This window comes from Amycolatopsis sp. WAC 01416, assembly GCF_003947485.1.
Lineage (GTDB): Bacteria > Actinomycetota > Actinomycetes > Mycobacteriales > Pseudonocardiaceae > Amycolatopsis.
Genome location: NZ_QHHX01000007.1, coordinates 363,909 through 383,200, shown reverse-complemented (window position 1 = coordinate 383,200; position 19,292 = coordinate 363,909). Strand labels below are relative to the sequence as shown.

Below are 19,292 nucleotides of genomic sequence, written 5' to 3'. Positions count from 1 at the left end.
CCCGGCGGGGGCGGTCGCGGATCAAGACTGGCGATTTCACCGATGCAGCCTCCTCCGGCCGTTTGCCACAGTCCATCACCACGGACTGTGTTCAACGGCGAACGGAGAGGGCACCATGCGTAGTACGACCCGGATCCTTTGTGGACTGGCCACCGTCGCGGCACTCGCTATCGCTCCCACGGCCTATGCCGCCGAGAATCCCTACGAACGAGGCCCGGACCCGACGGAAAGCAGCATCGAAGCCTCCCGCGGCTCGTTCGCGGTGTCGCAGACCTCCGTTTCGAGCCTGGCCGTCACCGGGTTCGGCGGTGGCACCATCTACTACCCCACCAGCACCACGCAGGGCACGTTCGGCGCGGTCGCCATCTCGCCGGGATTCACCGCGACCCAGTCGAGCATCGCGTGGATCGGCCCGCGGCTGGCGTCGCAGGGCTTCGTGGTGTTCACGATCGACACCAACACGATCTACGACCAGCCCGACAGCCGCGGTGACCAACTGCTGGCCGCGCTCGACTACCTGACCCAGCGCAGCACCGTCCGGTCCCGCGTCGACACCACCCGGCTCGCGGTCGCGGGCCACTCGATGGGCGGCGGCGGTTCGCTCGAAGCGGCTCAGGACCGGCCTTCGTTGCAGGCCGCGGTGCCGCTCGCGCCGTGGAACACCCAGAAGTCCTGGTCTTCGCTGCGGGTGCCGACGTTCGTCATCGGCGGTGAGTCCGACTCGGTCGCGCCGGTGGCGTCGCACTCGATCCCGTTCTACACCAGCATTCCCGCTTCGGCGGAGAAGGCGTACATGGAACTGGACAACGCGAGCCACTTCTTCCCGAACACCGCGAACACGACCATGGCCAAGTACACGATCTCGTGGCTGAAGCGGTTCGTGGACAACGACACCCGCTACGAACAGTTCCTCTGCCCGGCCCCGGACGACCGCACGATCAGCGACTACCGGGACACGTGTCCGCACGCCTGAGTGTCTTGGGTCCCGGCGCACCCGCGCCGGGACCTCCTCTCTCCGTTGGGAGTTCTTGCGTGACCCTGTCGACCTTCGAGATGTCCGGCGTGTCGGTGACCTTCGGGGGTCTCGTCGCGCTGTCGGACGTCTCCCTGAGCGTCGCGCCCGGCCGGGTGCTCGGCGTGATCGGCCCGAACGGGGCGGGCAAGACCCCGCTGTTCAACGTCGCGTGCGGGTTCGTCCGCCCGGACACCGGCACGCTGGCCTGGCGCGGCACGGAACTGCGGCGGTTGCGCCCGCATCACCTCGCCGGCCTCGGGATCGCCCGCAGCCTGCAGGAACTCGGCCTGTTCGACCGGATGACCGTGCTGGAGAACGTGCTCGTGGGCGCGGGAAGGCATGCGAAGTCCGGCTTCTGGACTTCGTTGCTGGGCATGACGAAGAGCGAGAAGGCACTGGCCGAACGGGCGATGGCGCGGTTGGAGGAGTTCGGCATCGCCGACCTCGCGCATCGCTATCCCGCCGCTCTTCCTTATCCGGTGAGGAAAAGGATCGCTCTGGCGCGAGCGCTGGCCGCCGAACCGGATCTGCTGCTGCTGGACGAACCGGCGGGCGGCCTGTCGTCGGCCGAGATCGCCGAGGTCGGCGACCTGGTCCGCGGGCTGACCGAACGCATGTCGGTGATGCTCGTGGAGCACCACATGGATCTGGTGATGGGCGTCTGCGACGAGATCGTGGTGCTGGACTTCGGCAGGGTCATCGCCCGCGGGACACCGGACGAGATCCGCGCCGACCCGGCGGTCCAGGCCGCCTACCTCGGCGAGGAGGTGGCCGGTGCTGACCGTTGAGAACCTTTCGGCGAGCTACGGCCCGGTGCGCGCGCTCGATTCCGTGAGCCTTTCGGCCGCGGAAGGCGAGATCACCGCGGTGCTCGGCGCGAACGGCGCGGGCAAGACCACCTTGCTGCGAACCATCTCCGGACTCGTCCGGCCGACGGGCGGCAGCGTCTCGCTCGCGGGACGGGACCTGAGCCGAGTGTCCACAGAGGACCTTCCTGCGCTCGGACTCGCGCAGGTGCCCGAAGGCCGCGGCGTACTGGCCGAACTGACCGTCGAGGAGAACCTGCGGCTCGGCGCCCTCGGCGCACGCGGTCGCGCGTCGGCGGCCGATCTCCGCCGGATCTACGACCTCTTCCCGGCGCTCGCCGACCGCAAGAACGGTTCCGCGCACGTCCTTTCCGGTGGGGAACGGCAGATGCTGGTCATCGGCCGCGCGCTGCTTTCCCGGCCGAAGGTGCTGCTGCTCGACGAGCCGTCCTTGGGGCTCGCGCCCCGGATCGTGGCGCGGATCTTCGGCCTGCTGCGCGGCCTCGTCCACGACGAAGGACTGGCCGTCGTGCTGGTCGAGCAGAACGCGCGCAGCGCGCTGTCCATCGCCGACCACGGCGTCGTGCTCAACCTCGGCGAGGTCGTCGTCCGGCGGGACGCGGCCGCGCTCGTCGCGGACGACGACCTCCGGCACGCCTACCTCGGATTCTGAAAGGGAGCACTGTGCAGCAACTGCTCACCACCGCGCTCACCGGCCTGACGCTGGGTGCGGTGTACGCCGCGTTCGCGCTGGCGCTGGTGCTGATCTGGCGGGCGACGCGGATCGTGAACTTCGCGCAGGCTCCGATGGCGATGATCACCACCTACCTCGCGCTGGTCCTGATCGACGCCGGCTGGTCGTACTGGGCCGGTTTCGCGGTGGCCCTGCTTTCCGGGCTCGTGCTCGGCGCGCTGGTGGAACGCTTCGTCGTCCGGTTCGTCGACGGCAAGGCCGAGATCAACGCCGTCATCCTCACCCTGGGGTTGTTCATCGTGTTGCACGCGCTGGCGGCGCTGGTGTTCGGCTCGCGGTACCGGTCGTTCCCGGCACCGTTCGGGCTCACCGGGTTCCGGGTCGGCGACACGACGATCGCGCTGACCGGATTCGGCGTGTTCACCATCGCCGCCGTCGGCGTCGTGCTGATCGGGCTCGTGGTGCTGTTCCGCGGTACCGACCTTGGCCTGCGGATGCGCGCCGCGGCGTTCGACCGGGAAGTGGCCCGCCTGCTCGGCGTGCGGGTCGGGCGGATGCTCACCCTCGGCTGGGCGCTGGCCGCTCTCGCCGGTTCGCTGTCGGGCCTGCTGATCGCCGGCGGCGGCCTCGTCCATCCGTCCTATATGGACGGTGTGGTGGTGTACGGCTTCGTGGCCGCGGTGCTCGGCGGGCTGGACAGCCCGGTCGGCGCGGTCGTCGGCGGTGTCGTCCTCGGCCTGTCGTTGAGCCTGGTGAGCGGTTACGTCGGCGCGGAACTGGTGCCGCTCGCCGCGCTGGTGCTGCTCATGGCGGTGCTGCTGCTCAAACCCGGCGGCCTGTTCGCCGTCGTCCGTGAACGGAGGGTCTGAGGTGCTGCGCGGTCATCTGCTGGGCGGGCTCGCCGCGCTGGTCGTCGTCGTACTCGTCCTGGAGACTTCCGGGCCGTTCCTCGCCGCGCAATTCACCACGATGGCGTACCTCGCGATCGCGGCGGGCGGCCTGACCGTCCTCACCGGACTCAACGGGCAGCTCTCGCTCGGGCATGGCGCCTTGATGGCCGTCGGCGCGTACTCGACGGCGCTCCTGCTGAAGTCGGCGGTCTTGCCGCTGCCGGTGATCCTGCTGCTGGCGGTGGTGATCACGCTCGCCGTCGGGGCGCTCGTGGGGGTCGCCGCGGCCAGGTTGCACGGCCCGTATCTCGCCGGGGCGACACTGGCGCTCGCCGTCGCCGTGCCCGGCATCCCGTTGTTCTTCGGTGAGGCGCTCGGCGGCGAGCAGGGCTTGCCCGTGCGCATGCCGGAGATACCCGGCTGGCTGGCCGACGCCGCGTACTTCGTCACCGGCCAGGATCTCACGTCGATCCGTTACCTCGCCTACCTTTCGTGGCTCGCGGTGATCGTCGTGTTCGTGCTGCTGGCGAACCTGTCCCGTGGCCGCGTCGGACGCGATTGGCGGGCGGTGCGCGACGAGAACGTGGCCGCCGAACTGGCCGGGATCGACCTCGGTCGCACGCGGGTACGGGCGTTCGTCGTCAGCGCGGGCTGCGCGGGGCTGGCCGGAGCGCTCATGGCGTTGTCGGCGCGGCTCGCGGCGCCGAGCGGGTTCGCGCTGACGTTGTCGCTGCTGCTGGTGTCCGCGGTGGTGCTCGGCGGTCTCGGGAGCCTCACCGGAGCACTCGCCGGGGCCGCGCTGCTGACCTTCCTGCCGCCGCTGGTGACCGGCGCGGGCACGGATCTCGGCCTCTCCGACGTGCAGGCCGCGCATCTGGCGCCGTTGATCTACGGCCTGGTCACCGTCCTGATCGTGCTGCTCGCACCCGCCGGTCTCGCCGGCGGGCTGCGGAAACTCATCCACTCGAGGAGAAGTTCATGAAACGCTGGACCAAGGCCGTGGCCGTCTTCCTGGCCGTCACGGTCACCGCCGCCTGCGGCGCGGGCGGCAGACCCGAGGGCGAGCAGAAGGGCTCGACGGTCGGCGTCACCGACACGACCATCAAGATCGGCGCGCATTTCCCGCTGACCGGGGTCGCCGCGCCGGGCTACAGCGAGATCCCGAGCGGGCACCAGGCCTACTACGACTACGTGAACGCGAACGGCGGCGTCAACGGCCGCAAGATCGAGTTCGTGGTGAAGGACGACGGCTACAACCCGACCAACACCAGCGCCGTCACCAACGAACTGGTGCTCAAGGACGAGATCTTCGCGATGGTCGGCGGCCTCGGCACGCCGACGCACAGCGCCGTCGTCGAGTTCCTGAACACCTCGAAGGTGCCGGACCTGTTCGTGTCGTCGGGTTCGCTGCGCTGGGGCGACGATCCGAAGAAGGCGCCGGTCACCTTCGGCTGGCAGCCGGACTACGAGATCGAAGGCAAGATCATCGGCGACTGGGTGCGGAAGAACCTGCCGAACGCCAAGGTCGGCCTGTTCCTCCAGGACGACGACTTCGGCCGCGACGGCGAGAAGGGCGCCCGGCGTTATCTCGGCCAGCAGATCGTGGAGGTCGCGAAGTACTCCCCTGGCAACACCGACATCGCGCCGCAGATCGCGAAACTCAAGGCCGCGGGCGCCGATCTGGTGCTGGGCTTCACCGTTCCGTCGTACACCGCGCTTTCGCAGCTGGCTTCGCTGAAGATCGGGTTCAAACCGAAGTGGGTCTACAGCAACGTCGGCTCCGATCCGGCGCTCGTCGGCTCACTGCTCGCGCGGTTCTCCGAAGGCAAGGTCACCAACGGCGCGTCGCTCATCGACGGCGTGATCACCACCGAGTACCTGCCGGGTGTCGACGCGCCGGACAACGCGTGGACCAAGCTGTGGCAGAACATCTGGAAGGCGCACGGCAAGGGCGGCGACCTGACGAACTACCGCGTCTACGGGATGGCGCAGGCGTACACGTTCGTCCAAACGTTGCAGGCGGCCGGAAAGGATCTGACGCGCGAGCGCCTCGTCGAGGTGATCCAGCAGTCCGGGAAGGCGTTCGAGGGACCGGGACTGGCGCCGTTCCGCTACTCCGCCGACAGCCACCTCGGCATCTCCGGGATGTCGGTGGTCGAGCTCAAGGGAGGCGTCGGCAAGGATCTGACGCCGGTACTGGTGACCGACCTCGACGACGCGCCCATCAAGGCGGACGACTCCGCGGCGAACGACGCGCCGCCGCCCAACGGGATTCCGGGTAGCTGAGAGGTGGTCGTGAGGCAACCGTGGCGTGCTGCCGAGGCTCGTGATGGCCTTCCGGGGGTCCGTGAAGGACTCCTTGAGAGACTCTGGGTCCCTCAAGGAGTCCTTCACGGAACGGCCGCTACCCGACTCAACCCGCGGGCAGCACGCGTCCCCGCACCTCACCGAACCCGATCCGCGAGCCGTTCGCGCCGGGCGCGGTCCCGGTGATCACGACCTCGTCGCCGTCCAGCAGGAAGGTGCGTTCCTCCCCCTTGACCGTGAGCGGTTCCTTACCGCCCCAGGACAATTCGAGGAACGCGCCGCGCTGGTGCTTCTCCGGTCCGGAGATCGTGCCGGAACCGTACAGGTCGCCCGTGCGCGAGGAGGCGCCATTGACTGTCAGGTGGGCGAGCATCTGCGCCGGCGACCAGTACATCTCGCGGAAGGGCGGGCGGCTGACCTCCTCGCCGTTCCATGCGATGACCAGGTCGATGTCGAGGCCCCACGGGTCGCTCTCCCGCAGGTACGGCAGCGGTTCCGGATCCGTCTGGCCGGGCAGCGGGATCCGCGCGGCCTCCAGCGCCAGGATCGGCACCACCCAAGGGGAGATCGACGTCGCGAAGCTCTTGCCGAGGTGCGGACCCAGCGGCACGTATTCCCACGCCTGGATGTCGCGGGCCGACCAGTCGTTGAGCAGGACGGCGCCGAAAACGTGGCGAGGGAAGGCATCCGGGGCGATCGGGGCGTTCAGCGGGGTTCCGGTGCCGACGACGAACCCCATTTCTGCCTCGATGTCCAGCCGCGTGCTCGGACCGAACACCGGCGCCGCGTCGGCGGGAGCCTTGCGCTGGCCGCTCGGGCGCACGATGTCCGTACCGGAGACCAGGACGGTGCCGGACCGTCCGTGGTAGCCGACCGGGAGGTGTTTCCAGTTGGGCAGCAACGGTTCCGCGTCCGGGCGGAACAACCTGCCGACGTTCGAGGCGTGGTGCTCGGAGGCGTAGAAGTCGACGTAGTCCGCGACCTCGATCGGCAGGTGGAGGGTCACCCGTTCGATCGCGTGGATCGCGCCGTCGGGGACCTCGCCGTCGACCAGGTCGCGGATCCGCTCCCGGACCGCCACCCAGCGGTCGTATCCCTGCGCCATGAACGGGTTGAGCGTCGGCGCGGCGAAGACGTCGTCGCCGAGGGCCGCGGCCAGGTCGAGAACGGAGTCGCCGACGCGCACGCCGACGCGCGGGGAATCACCGTCGACGGAGAACACGCCGTACGGCAGGTTGTCGATCCCGAACAGCGAGCCTGCGGGGACGTCGATCGTGGTCATGCCTCTCCTCGGAGCGCCTCGAGCAGGCCGAGTCCGGCCAGTTCGGTCAGGGGGTCGGTGATGCTGCAGGTGCCGAACGACGTGAACGCCGCACGGACGGCGGCGACGCGATCCGCGTCCAGCGCCCGAAGCCGTCCGGCGATGACGGCGCCGTCTCGTTCGGCGAGAACGGCTTCGGCGTCGCCATCGGTGAGGACGGCGTCCGCGGCGAGCATCAGGTTGAGGAAGCCGTGCTGTTCGAAGCCGGTCTCCGGATCGGTGTTGCGGAGGGCGTGGTGCAGCCCGGCGGTGGCCTTGAACGGAACGCCCGCCCCGACGGCGGCCCGGACCGCGGCGGCGAGTTCGGCTTCGCCCGGGTACAGGTCGGCCCGGACGCCACCGGTGCGGAACTTCGCGCGGTGGCCGGTGCCGGAAAGGGCGGTCAGCAACGGAAGACGCCGGTCGTCACGCGGGATCTCGACGAAAACCGGTGCGGTGGCACCCGAAATCGCGGCGAGCACCTCGTCCGCGCCCATCCCCTCCGGGACGGCGATCTCGAGCGCGTCGAGGTCCACCGGCAGTGAGGCGACGGCTTCGAGCACGCCGTCGAGCTGCGCGGGCCCGCCGGGCAGGGTCACCGAGACCGGCAGTGGGGTGTCCCGGCCACCCAGCACTTCGGCGAGGTCGCCGAGCGCGGTGGCGGCTATGACGAGCGGGCCGACCAGGTCGGCGTACCAGGCGGAGACGTGCTCGTCGTGCGCCGCGACGGCGTCCGGCAACGGGGCCAGCCCCGGCGGGAACACCGCGGCGTCGTCGCACAGCCCGGCGAAGAGCGCGGGAATCCGTCCGCCGTCCACCATGGTCTCCTCCTCGCCGATTTAGTTCACACTTTGACTACCCCTCGGGCAGCGTAGCCGGGTCGTCCTCGCGACGGGAAGGCCTACTTGCGGCTCCGGGTGCCGAACCCGGCGCGGCTCGTGATCAGCTTGCCCAGCAGCATGACGAGGATGCGCTGTTCGGTCTCGGTCAGCGCGTTCGTCCAGCCGAACTCGCGCTCGTTGTGCTCGCGGAAGACCGAGACCATCTCCTCGTGCCCCGCCTCGGTCAGCGAGAGCTGCACCGAACGGCCGTCGCGCTCGTCCGGGACCCGGTGGAGCATCCCCTCCGCGACCAGCGTCTTGACCAGATTCGACACCGCCGCCCGGCTCATCCCGGTCAGCCGGGCCGCACTGGTCGGTTCGAGCGGTCCGGCGAGCCAGACCACGAAAAGCAGCCGGAACGCCGACCACGACCGGCCGCGTGGCCGGTGCACCGCGGCTTCGAGGTCGTAGGTCACCAGGTCCGAGGCACGGTTGAGGGTCAGCAGCACCTCGGTCGCCAACTGGTGCCGGAAGCCGTACTCCTGCGCGAGCCGCCGGTTCGCCAGCGCTACGAACGACCAGAAGTCCAGTCCGGCCGCGTCCACAGCGTCCACGTCTTCCATCGCCGGACACTAACCCGGTATCTCTAAAATGGTCAAAGTCGAAACTACTTTTCGCCCGCTTTCGCCAGGGCCGGTCCGCGCACATTGGGGGCAACTCGCTGCCGCCGCATCGACCCCAAGCCGTCGGCGTAGAGATTCCTCCATCCAGCCTGCTCGATCTTGGAGGTTCCTCCATAGCGAACCGCAAGTCGTCACCTGTTTGCTGAAGGCATGAGCAGAACGCAAGTCCCACCGGGTACCGCCAAGGCCGTCCGGGTGGCCGCCGGAGACCTCGTCCGGGTAATCGACGTCGAAGGGGGCCAGGTCGGCGACGTGTTCGCGTTCACCGACACCGGGGCCGAACTGGCCGAGCACCACAGTGCGGCGCACACCCGCGCCGGGATCGATCGGCTGTTCCCCGCGGTCGGCGAATCCTTCGTGACCGGCCTGCGCCGCCCGATCCTGACCCTGGTCGAAGACACCTCACCCGGCGAGCACGACATGCTCATCCCGGCCTGCGACCCGGCCCGGTACGCCGCGCTGGGCGCTCCAGGCCACCGGTCCTGTGCCGCGAACCTGCGTGAGGCGCTGGCAGACGAAGGCCTGAGCTTCGCGGGTCCGACGCCGCAGCCGATCAACGTCTTCATGCGTATCCCGGTCGGCGAGGGCGGGCGCCTGAGCTGGCTGACCGCGTCTTCGCGACCAGGCGACGCGGTGACCCTGCGCGCCGAACTGGACTGCGTCGTCGTGGTCTCCGCGTGCCCGCAGGACCTCGTCCGGATCAGTGACGCCGGACTCTCCCCGCTCGCCATCGAAACCGTCCACAATGGAGGAACTCAGTCATGACCACGACCGTCGGGCACCCCGCGCTGGCCCCCACCACGCTCGGTGGCCTCGCGCTGCGCAACCGCTACGCCGTCGCCCCCATGTCCCGCGTCTCGGCGGGCCCGGACGGCACCCCGACCGGCGAAATGGCCGACTACTACGCCGAATTCGCCCGCGGCGGCTTCGGGCTGGTGTTCAGCGAGGGCACCTATCCCGACAGCGCGGCCAGCCAGGGCTACCTCAACCAGCCGGGCCTCGCGCGGGACGAACACGTCGCGGGCTGGCGAGTGGTCACCGCCGGAGTACGCGCGGCGGGCGGCAGGATGATCGCCCAGCTCATGCACGCCGGGGCGATCTCCCAGGGAAATCCGCACCGCGACCACACCGTCGCTCCTTCGGCCGTCCAGCCGCGCAGGGAGATGATGCCCGCGTACGGCGGCTCCGGGCCGTGGCCGGTCCCCCGCGAGCTGACCACCGCCGGGATCGACGACGTCGTCGATGGCTTCGCGGCCGCGGCCGTACGTGCCCGTCAGGCCGGGTTCGACGGCGTCGAGGTGCACGCGGCCAACGGATACCTCCTCGACCAGTTCCTCACCGACTACACCAACCATCGCACGGACTCGTACGGCGGACCGGTCGCGAACCGGATCCGGCTGACCGCCGGTGTCGTGACCGCCGTCGCCGAGGCCGTGCCGGAGCTCGTGACCGGTGTGCGGCTGTCGCAAACGAAGGTCAACGACTTCACTTACCGCTGGCCCGGCGGGCGGGACGACGCCGAGGTGATCTTCGCCGCGGTCGCGGAGGCGGGCGCGCAGTACCTCCACATCGCCAGCGAGGGCCGGAACTGGCTCGAGACGGCGAAGCTGGCCGACGGCGGCACCATCACCGCCCTCGCCCGGCAGGTCACCGGGCTGCCGGTGATCGCCAACGGCGGGATGCACGACCTCACCCAGGCGCACGAGGTCCTCGCCGGCGGGCACGCCGACCTGCTCTCCCTCGGGCACGGCGCGCTGGCCAACCCGGATCTGCCCGCCCGCGTCGCCGCGGCGCGACCCCTGGCCGAGTTCGACCGGGCGATGGTCTCCCCGACGGTCACGGTGGCGAACGCGCGCCGTTGGCGGGAGAGTCGGCAAGCGTGACGGAACCAAGCTGGCACGGCGGCGCGGCTGCGGTGGCGACCCTGACCTTCGACGTGGACGCGGAATCCCCGATCCTCGCGCGAGGGCGGGGCTACGCCGAACACCTGTCGACCATGTCCCATCAGGCGTACGGGCCTCGCGTCGGGGTGCCACGCGTCCTCGACCTGCTCGACGAACTGGCCGTGCCCGCGACGTTCTTCGTGCCGGGCTGGGTCGCCGAACAGCGGCCCGCCCTCGCCGCCGCGATCGTGGAGCGCGGGCACGAGGTGGCCCACCACTCCTACAGCCACCGGCCGCCGACCACGATGACCGCCGCCGAGCAGCGCGCCGATTTCGAACGGGGCATGGCGGTCTTCGCCGCACAGGGCATCGAGATCAGCGGGCATCGCGCGGCGGGCTGGGAGTCCACTTGGGACACTCCGGCGCTGGTGGCCGAGCACGGATTGAGCTACGACTCGTCGCTGATGGCCGACGACCGGCCGTACCTGATCGAGACCGGGGCGGGCCGGATCGCGGAGCTGCCGGTGCACTGGTCGCTCGACGACTGGGAGCAGTACGCGTTCCTTCCCGCGCCGCAGATCGGTTCGGTGATCACGTCTCCGGTGCGGGTGCTGGAGATGTGGCGCGCGGAGCTGGACGCGATGCGCCGCTACCGATGCCTGTTCAACCTGTGCCTGCACCCGTTCCTGTCGGGCAGGCCCGGGCGCCTGGCCGCCGTGCGCTCGCTCATCGAGTTCGGGCTCGGCCTCGGCGACGTCCGGTTCGCCCGGTGCCGTGACGTGGCCGCCGCGGCCTTGGCCGACCCTGCCTTGCCCGTGGAACCGTTGCGGCGCCTCGAAATCGATCCGGCGGTCTATCCGGACTGAGCGGCCTCCAGCGCCAGGAACAGGTCGACCCGGTCCGCGGTCCGCCCGACGTCGCGGCCGGTCAGCTCGGTGACCTTGGCCAGCCGGTTGCGCAAGGTGTTGACGTGCACGTACAGCGCCGCGGCGGTGGCCGCCCACTGGCCGTCATGGTCGAGGAACGCCCGCAGGGTCGTCTCCAGGTCGCCGTCGCGGAGGCGGTCGTGCTCGCGCAACGGGCCGAGCAGGGCGTCGGCGAAGGTATGCCGCCACTGCTCGTCGTGCGACTCCAGCAGCAGCCGGTAGCTGCCCAGTTCGGCGAAACTCGCCGCCACCGGGCCGCCACGCCTGCCGCGGAGCACACGGCAGGCTTCGCGGCTGCGCGACAACGGCACGCGCAGTTCGGCCGCGCCGGATACGGGATCGGCGAGCCCGACGACCACGCGCCCGCCGCCGAGCCGATGTGACACCGCCGCCGCCAGCCGGGGCGTGAAAGCGGCGGGCGACTGCCTTCCCGACCGGAACGGCAGCACCGCGACGACGTCTCGGCTGCCCGCCGCCACGACCGCGGGCAGCCCGTCCGCCAGCAGGAAGTCCGTCACGGCCTCCGCCATCCCCGCCCGCGTCGCGGCGTCGTCACCCGCGAACGCCAGCGCGATCACCGCCAGCGGCCCGTCCGGGTCGACCCCGAACGCCCGCAGCCTGCCGGGCACCTCCGCGACGCGTTGCGCGCCGGAGAGCACCATGTCCAGCAGTTCGACGGCGAACCGCATCTCGATCGCCTGCACCGCCTGATGCCGGGCCACCTCCAGGCTGAGGTACCGCGCGGTCTGCTCCAGCGCGTCCCGCTCCTCGCGAGTCAGGTCGGCCACGGGACGCAGGCACAGCAGCGCGGCGTCCGCGGCCCGGATCGCGCCCACCGGGAACAACGCCGCCCGGGTCCCCGCGCCCAGATCCGCCTCCAGTGGCGGCGGATGCCCGGCCAAGGCCTCCGCCGCGGCGCGTGACTGCCCGGCGTCCAGTCCGGCGCCGGCGGACGCGAGCTCCCGGCCCATGCGGTCCACGACCGCCAGCGGCAGTTCGTGCTCACGGCGGAGGACCGCGAGCACCCCGGCCGTGCCCGCGCCCCTCGACAGCGCCGAGGTGAGCTCGTCCCCTCGGCGCACCAGCGACATCAACGCGTTCTGCCGGTCCGCGGCCTGGATCGCGGCCGCCGCGCGGGTGACCGCCGTGAACGGCACCGCCACCGAGATCTCCAGCAGCGGCAACCCGGCTTCCCGGCACGCCTCGGCGAGCGCCGGAGGGGTGTCGCGTTGCTCCACGCGCAGCCCGAAGATGATCCCCGCCGCTCCGGCACCGACCACCCGTGCGACGAACTCCGACGGCTCGACGCGGTCCAGCCACAGGCCGTTGGTCAGCACGACCTCGTGCTCGCGCACGTACGGCCCGGGATCGGGAAGCTCGGTGTTGTGCACCCACAGCACCTGCTCGGTGAGCGCCCCGTCGCGGCCGGGGACGACCACCCGCAGTTCGAGATCCGGGTCGTCGGCCAGGGCCGCCAGCGTCAGCATGACTGTGAATATATCCAGCCGCGTACGTCCTTTATGGATGAACGGCCATTTCATCGTTTTGTCATGAGCGCTGGTTAGCGTGCCTCGGAGACCCTTCAGGATTCGAGGAGAGCCACTGTGACGGCAGTTTCCCGCACGATCGCCGAGCGCTACACCCTGCTCGAGGAGCTGGGTCGCGACGGGACGGCCGTGCTGTGGCGTGGCGAGGACGGGCCGGACGGCCGCCGGGTCGCGATCAAGGAACTGCCGCTGCCCACCCACGAGCCCGCCGTCGTGGAACGCCTCCAGCGGGAGGCCAGCGTCGCGGTGGATCACCCGTCGGTGGTGCCCGTGCACGACGTCGTCGCTGACAACGGGACGGCGTTCATCGTGATGGACCTGGTAGAGGCGCGGACCTTGGAGGAGCTGGCGTCGGCGGGTCCGATGCGGCCGCGGTTCGTGGCCGAAATCGGCGGAATGGTGCTCGGCGCGCTAGCCGCCGCGCATACCGCGGGCATCGTGCACGGGGACGTCCGGCCCGCGAACATCCTGGTGGGTCCCGACGGCACGGTGAAACTGACCGGCTTCGGGATCGCCAAGGCCCTCGACCCGGTCGGTACCCCGGCCTTCCTCGCCCCCGAAACGATCGCGGGGCACGAGGGCACTCCCCATTCGGATCTCTGGGCGCTCGGCGTGACCCTGCTGAGTGCGAGCGAGGGCGGGAATTTCTTCCAACGGGCGAACGTCGCGGCCACGCTGTACGCCGTCGTCAACGAGCAGCCGCCCCTCGACCGGACGTACGGGCCACTCGCGGACGTCCTCCGCGGGCTGCTGGCGAAAGCGCCGCAAGCGCGCCTGCTGCCGGATCACGCGCTCCCGCTGCTGGCCCAGGCCGCGAACGGGATCGAAACCCCGGTGCCGATCCTGCCCGCGCCGCGGCGGCCCGGGCTGACCCCGCCCTCCGTGTTCGCGGTCCTGGCCGGGGTGGCGGGCATCGTGCTCGGCTTTGCACTGCTCGGCAACGCGATGCTCATGCACCAGGCGTACTACTTCTTCGAGTTCGCGCATCTGTCGATCACGGTGGGAGACATCAGCTTGGTCCTCGCCGGCGTGGCCGCGGTCGCGGGTGGCGCGAGCCTGCTCGCCAGGGTCCGGGCGGGGCAGATCATGCTCAGCGTCTCCGCGGCGCTGACCCTGCTCTCGATGTGTCTACTGACCTTCCTCGGCGAGGAACGGGTGCACCTCGGCCTTCCGGTTCAGCCGGGTCTCACCATCGATGTCCTCGTCCTCGTCTTCGCCGTCGTCCTGGCGGGACTCGCCTGGTTGGTCCCGGCCAAGCGTCCTGCTGTGGGCTGATCCGCTCACAGCAGAGAAACCGGCGGACGCCCGCGCCCCGGCGGCATCGTCGGGGCATGACCGACTACGAGAAACAGCCACTCTTCGACCAACGGCTCCGGGAACGGTTCTTCAGCCAGCGTGTGCTGGTACTCGACGGCGCGCTCGACGACGACAACGGCACGGTCCTCACCACCCAGCTCCTGTCCTTGGCGAGCGAGGATCCCCGCAAGGACATCGCGTTGTGGATCCATTCGCCGGGCGGTTCGGTCCCCTCGATGCTGGCCATCCGCGACGTGATGCGGCTCGTGCCGTGCGACGTCGCCACCCTCGCGCTGGGGCTGGCTTGCAGTGCCGGGCAGTTCCTGCTTTCCGCGGGCACCCCTGGCAAACGGTTCGCCCTGCCGCACGCGCGGATCCTGATGCACCAGGGCTCGTCGGGCATCGGCGGTTCGGCCGTCGAGGTGGAGGTGCAGGCGGACGACCTGCGCTACACGCGGGACACGGTGCTGGGCCTCATCTCCGACGACACCGGGCAGCCCATCGACCGGATCTTCGCCGATTCCCTCCACGATCGCTGGTTCACCACCGAGCAAGCGCGCGAATACGGCTTCATCGACCACATCGTCGAGAGCCTCGACCAGGTCGTCCCCGTCCGCACGCACAAACTCGGCCTCGGCACGGAAAGGGGTGCGGGCGCATGAGCACCTACACCATCCCCAACGTCATCTCCCGCAGTCCCGCCGGCGAGCGGATCATGGACGTCTACTCGCATCTGCTGTCGGAGCGGATCATCTATCTCGGGACCGCGATCGACTCCGGCGTGGCGAACGCCCTGATCACGCAACTGCTGTACCTGGAGGCGGACAACCCCGAGCAGGAGATCAACCTCTACATCAACACCGAGGGCGGCGACCCGTCGGCGATGCTCGCGCTGTACGACACGATGCGCTTCATCAAGGCGCCGGTGGCGACGACCTGCGTCGGCCAGGCCGTCGCGGCGGGCGCGATCCTGCTGGCCGCGGGCGAGGCGGGGCACCGGTTCGTGCTGCCCCACACCCGGGTGGTGCTCCACCAGCCCGCCGCACAGGGACGCGGCACCATCCCGGACCTCATCCTTCAAGCCGACGAAGTCGTGCGGGTGCGGACGCAGCTGGAGGAGATCCTTTCCGTGCACACCGGCCGCACCGTCTCGGATCTCCGGCACGACACCGACCGGGACCGCGTGTTCGACGCGGCGGGCGCGGTCGCCTACGGACTCGCGGACCGCGTCCTCGACGAACGAGCCTAGCGCCTACGCAGCCATGAGTACGGGTCCTCGCGGGCGGCGGCCGACCGCGAGACCCGTGCTGCCGCCCCGGCTGATCGTGCCCGCGATACCGAAGAGGAGGTCCGCCAGGTCGATCCCGAGCGCGCCGGTGACCGCGGCGATCATCTCGCTGGACGGTTCCTTGCGGCCGCGTTCGATCTCGGAGAGGTACTGCGGCGAGATCCCGGCGCGTTCCGCGATGTCGACGAGGCGGCCGCCCTGGTCCTCCCGCGCGGCGCGCAGGCTCTTGCCGAGCACGTCACGCCACAGCGGCTCCGGTTCGGGCCGCTTCTGCTGAAAAGGGAGGATGTCCGCCATACGATCATCGTGACATCGCGCCGGGACGCGCGGGCGCCGTTCCGCTCAAGGCGAAACCGGGCCCCGGAACGCGCGCCGGTACGCGCCCGGCGAGCGGAGCGCGCGCCTCGGTCACGCGGCGCGTCAACAGCCATGCCCCCGGCGTGGTGCCCAACTGATCGGCGAACCGCCGGGCGAGCGTGCGGGGCGAGACGTTGAGGTGCGCGGCCAGATCGCCCACCGACAACGGTGTCCCGAGGCGGTCGCCCGCCCACTCGAGGAGACCGTCCAGCTCGTCGCCGGGCGACGGGGCAGGCACGAACTGTGCCTGACCACCGTCGCGGTGCGGCGGCATCACCATGTGCCGGGCGACGAGGGCGGCGTGCGTCCACTGTGGACAAGAGCGGACGGCGCGCACGCCAATGTGCTGGAAATGGATCCCTTCCTGCACGCTCCGGCCGGTTCGTGGCACGTGCCCGCCTCGGCGACCGGGTGCACGCTCTGCCTCCAGAACTCGTTGCCAGGTAAGGAGGTCATCCGACGACCGACAATCCACTCTCGGTCGCCAGGATCCCCGCGACCGAGACGGCTTGTTCGCCGGTGATCTTCGCGCCGCGCAAAGTCACCAGCCCCCGGACGCCGGACAACCGCGAGCCGCGGAGATCGCAGTCCAGCGCGCCGGTCGCGGCGAATTCCGTGTCCGTGAACTCACAGTCCACAAAGGTCAACCGGGACAGGTCGCCGGAGAACACCGTCTCCCGGAACGAACAGCCGGAGAACACGACCGGACTCTTCACCCGCTCGACCGTCACCGACGCGTAGTCGAACCGCGCGTTCTCGACATAGAGATCGACGGCCGACGCGATCGCGACCCCCAGCCCGATCGCCCGGCAGCGAAGGATTTCGACCCGGCGTGCGGTCAGTTCGCGGATCGCCGCGTTCGACAGGTCGACCCCTTCGAGGGTCACGTCGGAGAGCGCCAACCTGTCGAGGCGGGCGTTCGCCAGGCTGACGTCGGAGACGAGGCAATGCGCGATCTCGCCGCCGCCACGGACCCCGTCCTGGTCGCCGCCGTCGAGATGGACCGAGTCGAATTCGAAGTCGCCCCGGAGCACGGCGGATTCGCTTTCGAGGCCGTCACGCTCGACCGAAGGGCGCCGCACCTTGATGCCGTCGAAATCCCGGAAGTCCATGATCCGGACCGTACCGCAGGGGCTCGCGCGTGAAGGCCCCCTTGCCACGACTGAGCCGAGGGAAGGGGGCCATCACACGCTGGTGGCCCGCAAGTCAGTCGCGGACGCCCTTCACCGCGTCCTTGATCTTCTCGCCGGCCTGCTTGACGTTGGCCTTGCCCTGCTCGGTCTTGCCTTCGGCCTGCCACTGCTCGTTGTCCGTGGCGTCGCCGACGGCCTCCTTCGCCTTACCCTTGAGCTCTTCGACCTTGTTCTCGGCCTTGTCGTTCATCAGGGCCTCCCTTCATTGTCGGCCGCCTCCGGATACCCGGCCTCCGCCTCCGGAAACGGCGTATCCGCTGTGGCCCTCATCTCTCGCCACCCGTGTGGCCGCACGGGTACACCGTCTTCGCGGCGAGGGCTTCGCACGCCGGGCAGTTGTTCACCGGCCGTTCGCGACGGCCCCAGTAGGGATGGACGGCCCCGCAAAGCGCGGCGACCCGCTCACCGAGTCCGGGATCCGGGTTGCAGACGGGGCAGTAGGCGTGCGCCGCCCGCTCGACTTCGGCTGTCATCCGCCACCTCCAGGTTCGGCTTGGCGTCCGGCCGTCTAGGTCGTTATACATACTTTCGCCCCGGTACGCCCGTCATCAGGTCGACCGAGGACGAATACCGCGCCACAGCAGATGATCGCGCCCGACAGCACCAGTCCGGGCAGCGCGCCGAAGACCGTGCCGACGAAGCCGGCCGCGAGGCCACCCAGGGTTCCGGTGCCGAAGACCACGGAGAGCGCGGTCCCGTTGACCCGGCCCATCAGCTTCGGCGGCGTGATGCGCTGAACCAGGCTGAGCACGTGGATGTTGAAGACCGAGTCGGCGAAACCGATGAGGAACTGGCTCACGATCAGCATGATCAACGCGGCTTCGTTTCCGCCGATCGGCAACAGCAGGAAGCCCGCTCCGGTCAGCAGGATCGAGGTGGCCAGCGTCCGGCCGAGGGTGAGTCTGCGGGCGATCGCGCCGGACGACATCGCGCCGAAGATCAGGCCGGCCGTGCCGATCGCGAACGCGAGACCGACGGCGCCCGGGCTCAGCTTTCCGTCCCCGTAGGCGAAGACCAGCACGAGGGCGTTCCCTGTCGCCACGCCGAGATTCACCGTCGTGCTCGCGAACATCAGATTGCGCAGCCTGACGTCGGACAACAACACCGTCAGGCCCTCCTTGGCCTCTCGCAGCGCCGATCGCGGCTCCCCGGCCCGTGCCTGGGGCGGTTCGCGGTGGCGCATCAGCATCAAGGTCAGCAACGAAGCGAGAAAGGACAGGGCGTCGGCCAGGATCGCCAGCGCGGTGCCGAGGATCTGCATCAGCCCGCCCGCGGCGGCCGCACCGCCGACCTCGGCGACCGCGCGGGAGGTCTGCAGCCGTTCGTTCCCCGCCACGATGCCCTCAGGTCCGGCGAGTACCGGCAGATAGGACTGGGCGGCGATTTCGAAGAAGACCGTCAGCACGCCGACCACACCTGCGACCACGAACAACTGAGCGAGGGTGAGCACGTCGAACAGGTACGCGACCGGGATCGACCCCATCGCCACCAGCCTGCCGGCATCGGCCCCGATCATCGTCTCGCGGAGCGGGAGCCGGTCGACCCACACCCCCGCCAGGGTGCCGATCAGCACGAACGGCAGAAACCTCAGCGCGGCCAGCAGTCCGACGTCCCATGCGGTCCCGCCGAGCCCGAGCAGGGCGGCGGTCGGCAACGCGATCCGCGAAACCTTGTCGCCGAACGCGCTGATCGTCTGGCCGATCCACAGGCGCCGGAAGTCACCGGGGAACGCGAAAGATGAAGGCATCGAAATCCGATCACTGGAAGGAAAAACGAGCCTAAGATCCAATAGACGTCAAAGCCGGGTCGGTTATTCGAAGTCGAGGAGAGCGGAAATGCCCCAGCGGCCGGTCGGTTCCCCGGGAATCGCGGGAATGATCCAGCTGCACCAGGCTGCGCCCCTGATCGAGCGACAGCACGCGATCATCGAACTCCTGCGGGTGCGGGCGCCGCGCCGGGTGACCGGCGCGAGCCTCGCGCAGGCGACCGGGGTGAGCCTGCGGACCGTGGAACGCGACATCACCCGTCTGCGCGAAGCGGGCGTTCCCATCACCATTCACCGGGGGCCGCGCGGCGGCTATGGCATCGACGCACGTCCCGTACTGCCGCCGATCTCGCTGACGCCGGGCGAGGCCTCGGCGCTCATCGCCTCCATGGTCGCCGTCGGTCCGTACACCTCGGCGGTGGCGCAGTCCGCGCTGGGCAAGATCCTCGCGGCGCTCACCAGGAAATGACCTCGGGAACCAGTGAACGACCGTCCCCCGATCGTGGCTCGCCGGGCCCCTG

Annotated in this window: 23 protein-coding genes; 13 read left to right on the top strand and 10 right to left on the bottom strand. The window is 70.1% G+C overall.

All coding sequences use genetic code 11. The annotated features are described in order from the left end of the window. Window positions 1-115 precede the first annotated feature (115 nt). Genes DL990_RS25660 through DL990_RS25635 form a run of 6 tightly spaced genes read left to right on the top strand, consistent with a single transcriptional unit; the run spans window position 116 to window position 5,691 of the window. Complete coding sequence (locus DL990_RS25660) at window positions 116-973, top strand: serine aminopeptidase domain-containing protein (RefSeq protein WP_125787497.1); 858 nt, start codon at window positions 116-118, stop codon at window positions 971-973. Between the two features lie 59 nt (window positions 974-1,032). Beyond that, entirely contained in the window at window positions 1,033-1,803 is a 771-nt protein-coding gene (locus DL990_RS25655) for an ABC transporter ATP-binding protein (RefSeq protein WP_125800141.1), read from the top strand. Further along, window positions 1,790-2,494, top strand: coding sequence for an ABC transporter ATP-binding protein (locus DL990_RS25650; protein WP_125787495.1), 705 nt, complete (start codon window positions 1,790-1,792; stop codon window positions 2,492-2,494). The genes DL990_RS25655 and DL990_RS25650 overlap by 14 nt, the downstream gene beginning before the upstream one ends. A gap of 11 nt (window positions 2,495-2,505) precedes the next feature. After that, window positions 2,506-3,384, top strand: a complete 879-nt coding sequence (locus tag DL990_RS25645) for a branched-chain amino acid ABC transporter permease (RefSeq protein WP_125787494.1) — start codon at window positions 2,506-2,508, stop codon at window positions 3,382-3,384. Further along, the gene (locus DL990_RS25640) at window positions 3,368-4,387 is read left to right on the top strand and encodes a branched-chain amino acid ABC transporter permease (protein WP_233620567.1); all 1,020 of its coding nucleotides are present in this window, start codon (window positions 3,368-3,370) and stop codon (window positions 4,385-4,387) included. The genes DL990_RS25645 and DL990_RS25640 overlap by 17 nt, the downstream gene beginning before the upstream one ends. Beyond that, on the top strand, window positions 4,384-5,691 hold the full coding sequence (locus DL990_RS25635) for an ABC transporter substrate-binding protein (protein WP_125800140.1): 1,308 nt from the start codon (window positions 4,384-4,386) through the stop codon (window positions 5,689-5,691). The genes DL990_RS25640 and DL990_RS25635 overlap by 4 nt, the downstream gene beginning before the upstream one ends. A 127-nt stretch (window positions 5,692-5,818) precedes the next feature. Here the strand turns inward: DL990_RS25635 and fahA are convergent, their stop codons facing one another. From fahA to DL990_RS25620, 3 genes are all read right to left on the bottom strand, one after another. Beyond that, entirely contained in the window at window positions 5,819-6,994 is a 1,176-nt protein-coding gene (gene fahA, locus DL990_RS25630; RefSeq protein WP_125787492.1) for a fumarylacetoacetase, read from the bottom strand. Beyond that, a complete protein-coding gene (locus DL990_RS25625; protein ID WP_125787491.1) occupies window positions 6,991-7,833 on the bottom strand; it encodes a hypothetical protein in 843 nt (280 codons plus the stop codon). The genes fahA and DL990_RS25625 overlap by 4 nt, the downstream gene beginning before the upstream one ends. 80 nt (window positions 7,834-7,913) lie before the next feature. Further along, window positions 7,914-8,456, bottom strand: coding sequence for a MarR family winged helix-turn-helix transcriptional regulator (locus DL990_RS25620; protein ID WP_125800139.1), 543 nt, complete (start codon window positions 8,454-8,456; stop codon window positions 7,914-7,916). A 210-nt stretch (window positions 8,457-8,666) separates the two neighbouring features. On the opposite strand from DL990_RS25620, the gene DL990_RS25615 reads away from it, so the two are divergent. The 3 genes from DL990_RS25615 to DL990_RS25605 are packed head-to-tail and all read left to right on the top strand — an operon-like array spanning window position 8,667 to window position 11,265. Further along, a complete protein-coding gene (locus DL990_RS25615) occupies window positions 8,667-9,281 on the top strand; it encodes a DUF1989 domain-containing protein (protein ID WP_125800138.1) in 615 nt (204 codons plus the stop codon). Beyond that, on the top strand, window positions 9,278-10,399 hold the full coding sequence (locus tag DL990_RS25610; protein WP_125800137.1) for a tRNA-dihydrouridine synthase: 1,122 nt from the start codon (window positions 9,278-9,280) through the stop codon (window positions 10,397-10,399). Before DL990_RS25615 ends, DL990_RS25610 begins: the two co-directional genes overlap by 4 nt. Next, complete coding sequence (locus DL990_RS25605; protein WP_125800136.1) at window positions 10,396-11,265, top strand: polysaccharide deacetylase; 870 nt, start codon at window positions 10,396-10,398, stop codon at window positions 11,263-11,265. Before DL990_RS25610 ends, DL990_RS25605 begins: the two co-directional genes overlap by 4 nt. Here the strand turns inward: DL990_RS25605 and DL990_RS25600 are convergent. Next, window positions 11,253-12,812: a helix-turn-helix domain-containing protein gene (locus tag DL990_RS25600; RefSeq protein ID WP_125800135.1), complete on the bottom strand. Its 1,560-nt coding sequence runs from the start codon at window positions 12,810-12,812 to the stop codon at window positions 11,253-11,255. The two genes, DL990_RS25605 and DL990_RS25600, sit on opposite strands and share 13 nt — an antisense overlap. A 117-nt stretch (window positions 12,813-12,929) precedes the next feature. On the opposite strand from DL990_RS25600, the gene DL990_RS25595 reads away from it, so the two are divergent. The 3 genes from DL990_RS25595 to DL990_RS25585 are packed head-to-tail and all read left to right on the top strand — an operon-like array spanning window position 12,930 to window position 15,417. Continuing rightward, complete coding sequence (locus DL990_RS25595; protein ID WP_125800134.1) at window positions 12,930-14,147, top strand: serine/threonine-protein kinase; 1,218 nt, start codon at window positions 12,930-12,932, stop codon at window positions 14,145-14,147. 56 nt (window positions 14,148-14,203) lie between these two features. Then, the gene (locus DL990_RS25590) at window positions 14,204-14,830 is read left to right on the top strand and encodes a ClpP family protease (RefSeq protein ID WP_125787484.1); all 627 of its coding nucleotides are present in this window, start codon (window positions 14,204-14,206) and stop codon (window positions 14,828-14,830) included. Next, window positions 14,827-15,417 carry a ClpP family protease gene (locus tag DL990_RS25585; RefSeq protein WP_125787483.1) on the top strand — a complete coding sequence of 197 codons (591 nt, stop codon included), beginning with the start codon at window positions 14,827-14,829 and terminating at the stop codon, window positions 15,415-15,417. Before DL990_RS25590 ends, DL990_RS25585 begins: the two co-directional genes overlap by 4 nt. A 3-nt stretch (window positions 15,418-15,420) precedes the next feature. On the opposite strand, the gene DL990_RS25580 is transcribed toward DL990_RS25585, so the two are convergent. The 6 genes from DL990_RS25580 to DL990_RS25550 all read right to left on the bottom strand — a co-directional run bounded on the left by DL990_RS25580 (window position 15,421) and on the right by DL990_RS25550 (window position 18,753). After that, window positions 15,421-15,753, bottom strand: a complete 333-nt coding sequence (locus DL990_RS25580) for a helix-turn-helix domain-containing protein (RefSeq protein ID WP_125787482.1) — start codon at window positions 15,751-15,753, stop codon at window positions 15,421-15,423. Window positions 15,754-15,757: 4 nt separating this feature from the next. Then, a complete protein-coding gene (locus DL990_RS25575; protein ID WP_370451373.1) occupies window positions 15,758-16,204 on the bottom strand; it encodes a helix-turn-helix domain-containing protein in 447 nt (148 codons plus the stop codon). A 61-nt stretch (window positions 16,205-16,265) separates the two neighbouring features. Next, window positions 16,266-16,925, bottom strand: coding sequence for a pentapeptide repeat-containing protein (locus DL990_RS25565; RefSeq protein ID WP_125800132.1), 660 nt, complete (start codon window positions 16,923-16,925; stop codon window positions 16,266-16,268). A gap of 94 nt (window positions 16,926-17,019) precedes the next feature. Further along, window positions 17,020-17,196, bottom strand: a complete 177-nt coding sequence (locus DL990_RS25560; protein ID WP_125787480.1) for a CsbD family protein — start codon at window positions 17,194-17,196, stop codon at window positions 17,020-17,022. 76 nt (window positions 17,197-17,272) lie between these two features. Next, window positions 17,273-17,479, bottom strand: a complete 207-nt coding sequence (locus DL990_RS25555; RefSeq protein WP_125787479.1) for a hypothetical protein — start codon at window positions 17,477-17,479, stop codon at window positions 17,273-17,275. A gap of 35 nt (window positions 17,480-17,514) precedes the next feature. Continuing rightward, entirely contained in the window at window positions 17,515-18,753 is a 1,239-nt protein-coding gene (locus tag DL990_RS25550; RefSeq protein ID WP_125800131.1) for an MFS transporter, read from the bottom strand. Between the two features lie 88 nt (window positions 18,754-18,841). Here DL990_RS25550 and DL990_RS25545 point away from each other — a divergent pair, with 88 nt between their 5' ends. Next, a complete protein-coding gene (locus DL990_RS25545; RefSeq protein ID WP_125800130.1) occupies window positions 18,842-19,240 on the top strand; it encodes a YafY family protein in 399 nt (132 codons plus the stop codon). Window positions 19,241-19,292 lie beyond the last annotated feature (52 nt).

Bases quoted from the DNA above. Each gene is read 5' to 3' on its own strand.
- DL990_RS25555 (WP_125787479.1), bottom strand. From the start codon at position 17,479: ATGACAGCCGAAGTCGAGCGGGCGGCGCACGCCTACTGCCCCGTCTGC.
- DL990_RS25600 (WP_125800135.1), bottom strand. From the start codon at position 12,812: ATGCTGACGCTGGCGGCCCTGGCCGACGACCCGGATCTCGAACTGCGG.
- DL990_RS25550 (WP_125800131.1), bottom strand. From the start codon at position 18,753: ATGCCTTCATCTTTCGCGTTCCCCGGTGACTTCCGGCGCCTGTGGATC.
- DL990_RS25625 (WP_125787491.1), bottom strand. From the start codon at position 7,833: ATGGTGGACGGCGGACGGATTCCCGCGCTCTTCGCCGGGCTGTGCGAC.
- DL990_RS25660 (WP_125787497.1), top strand. From the start codon at position 116: ATGCGTAGTACGACCCGGATCCTTTGTGGACTGGCCACCGTCGCGGCA.
- DL990_RS25585 (WP_125787483.1), top strand. From the start codon at position 14,827: ATGAGCACCTACACCATCCCCAACGTCATCTCCCGCAGTCCCGCCGGC.
- DL990_RS25620 (WP_125800139.1), bottom strand. From the start codon at position 8,456: ATGGAAGACGTGGACGCTGTGGACGCGGCCGGACTGGACTTCTGGTCG.
- DL990_RS25565 (WP_125800132.1), bottom strand. From the start codon at position 16,925: ATGGACTTCCGGGATTTCGACGGCATCAAGGTGCGGCGCCCTTCGGTC.
- DL990_RS25590 (WP_125787484.1), top strand. From the start codon at position 14,204: ATGACCGACTACGAGAAACAGCCACTCTTCGACCAACGGCTCCGGGAA.
- DL990_RS25545 (WP_125800130.1), top strand. From the start codon at position 18,842: ATGCCCCAGCGGCCGGTCGGTTCCCCGGGAATCGCGGGAATGATCCAG.
- fahA (WP_125787492.1), bottom strand. From the start codon at position 6,994: ATGACCACGATCGACGTCCCCGCAGGCTCGCTGTTCGGGATCGACAAC.
- DL990_RS25580 (WP_125787482.1), bottom strand. From the start codon at position 15,753: ATGGCGGACATCCTCCCTTTTCAGCAGAAGCGGCCCGAACCGGAGCCG.
- DL990_RS25635 (WP_125800140.1), top strand. From the start codon at position 4,384: ATGAAACGCTGGACCAAGGCCGTGGCCGTCTTCCTGGCCGTCACGGTC.
- DL990_RS25615 (WP_125800138.1), top strand. From the start codon at position 8,667: ATGAGCAGAACGCAAGTCCCACCGGGTACCGCCAAGGCCGTCCGGGTG.
- DL990_RS25560 (WP_125787480.1), bottom strand. From the start codon at position 17,196: ATGAACGACAAGGCCGAGAACAAGGTCGAAGAGCTCAAGGGTAAGGCG.
- DL990_RS25610 (WP_125800137.1), top strand. From the start codon at position 9,278: ATGACCACGACCGTCGGGCACCCCGCGCTGGCCCCCACCACGCTCGGT.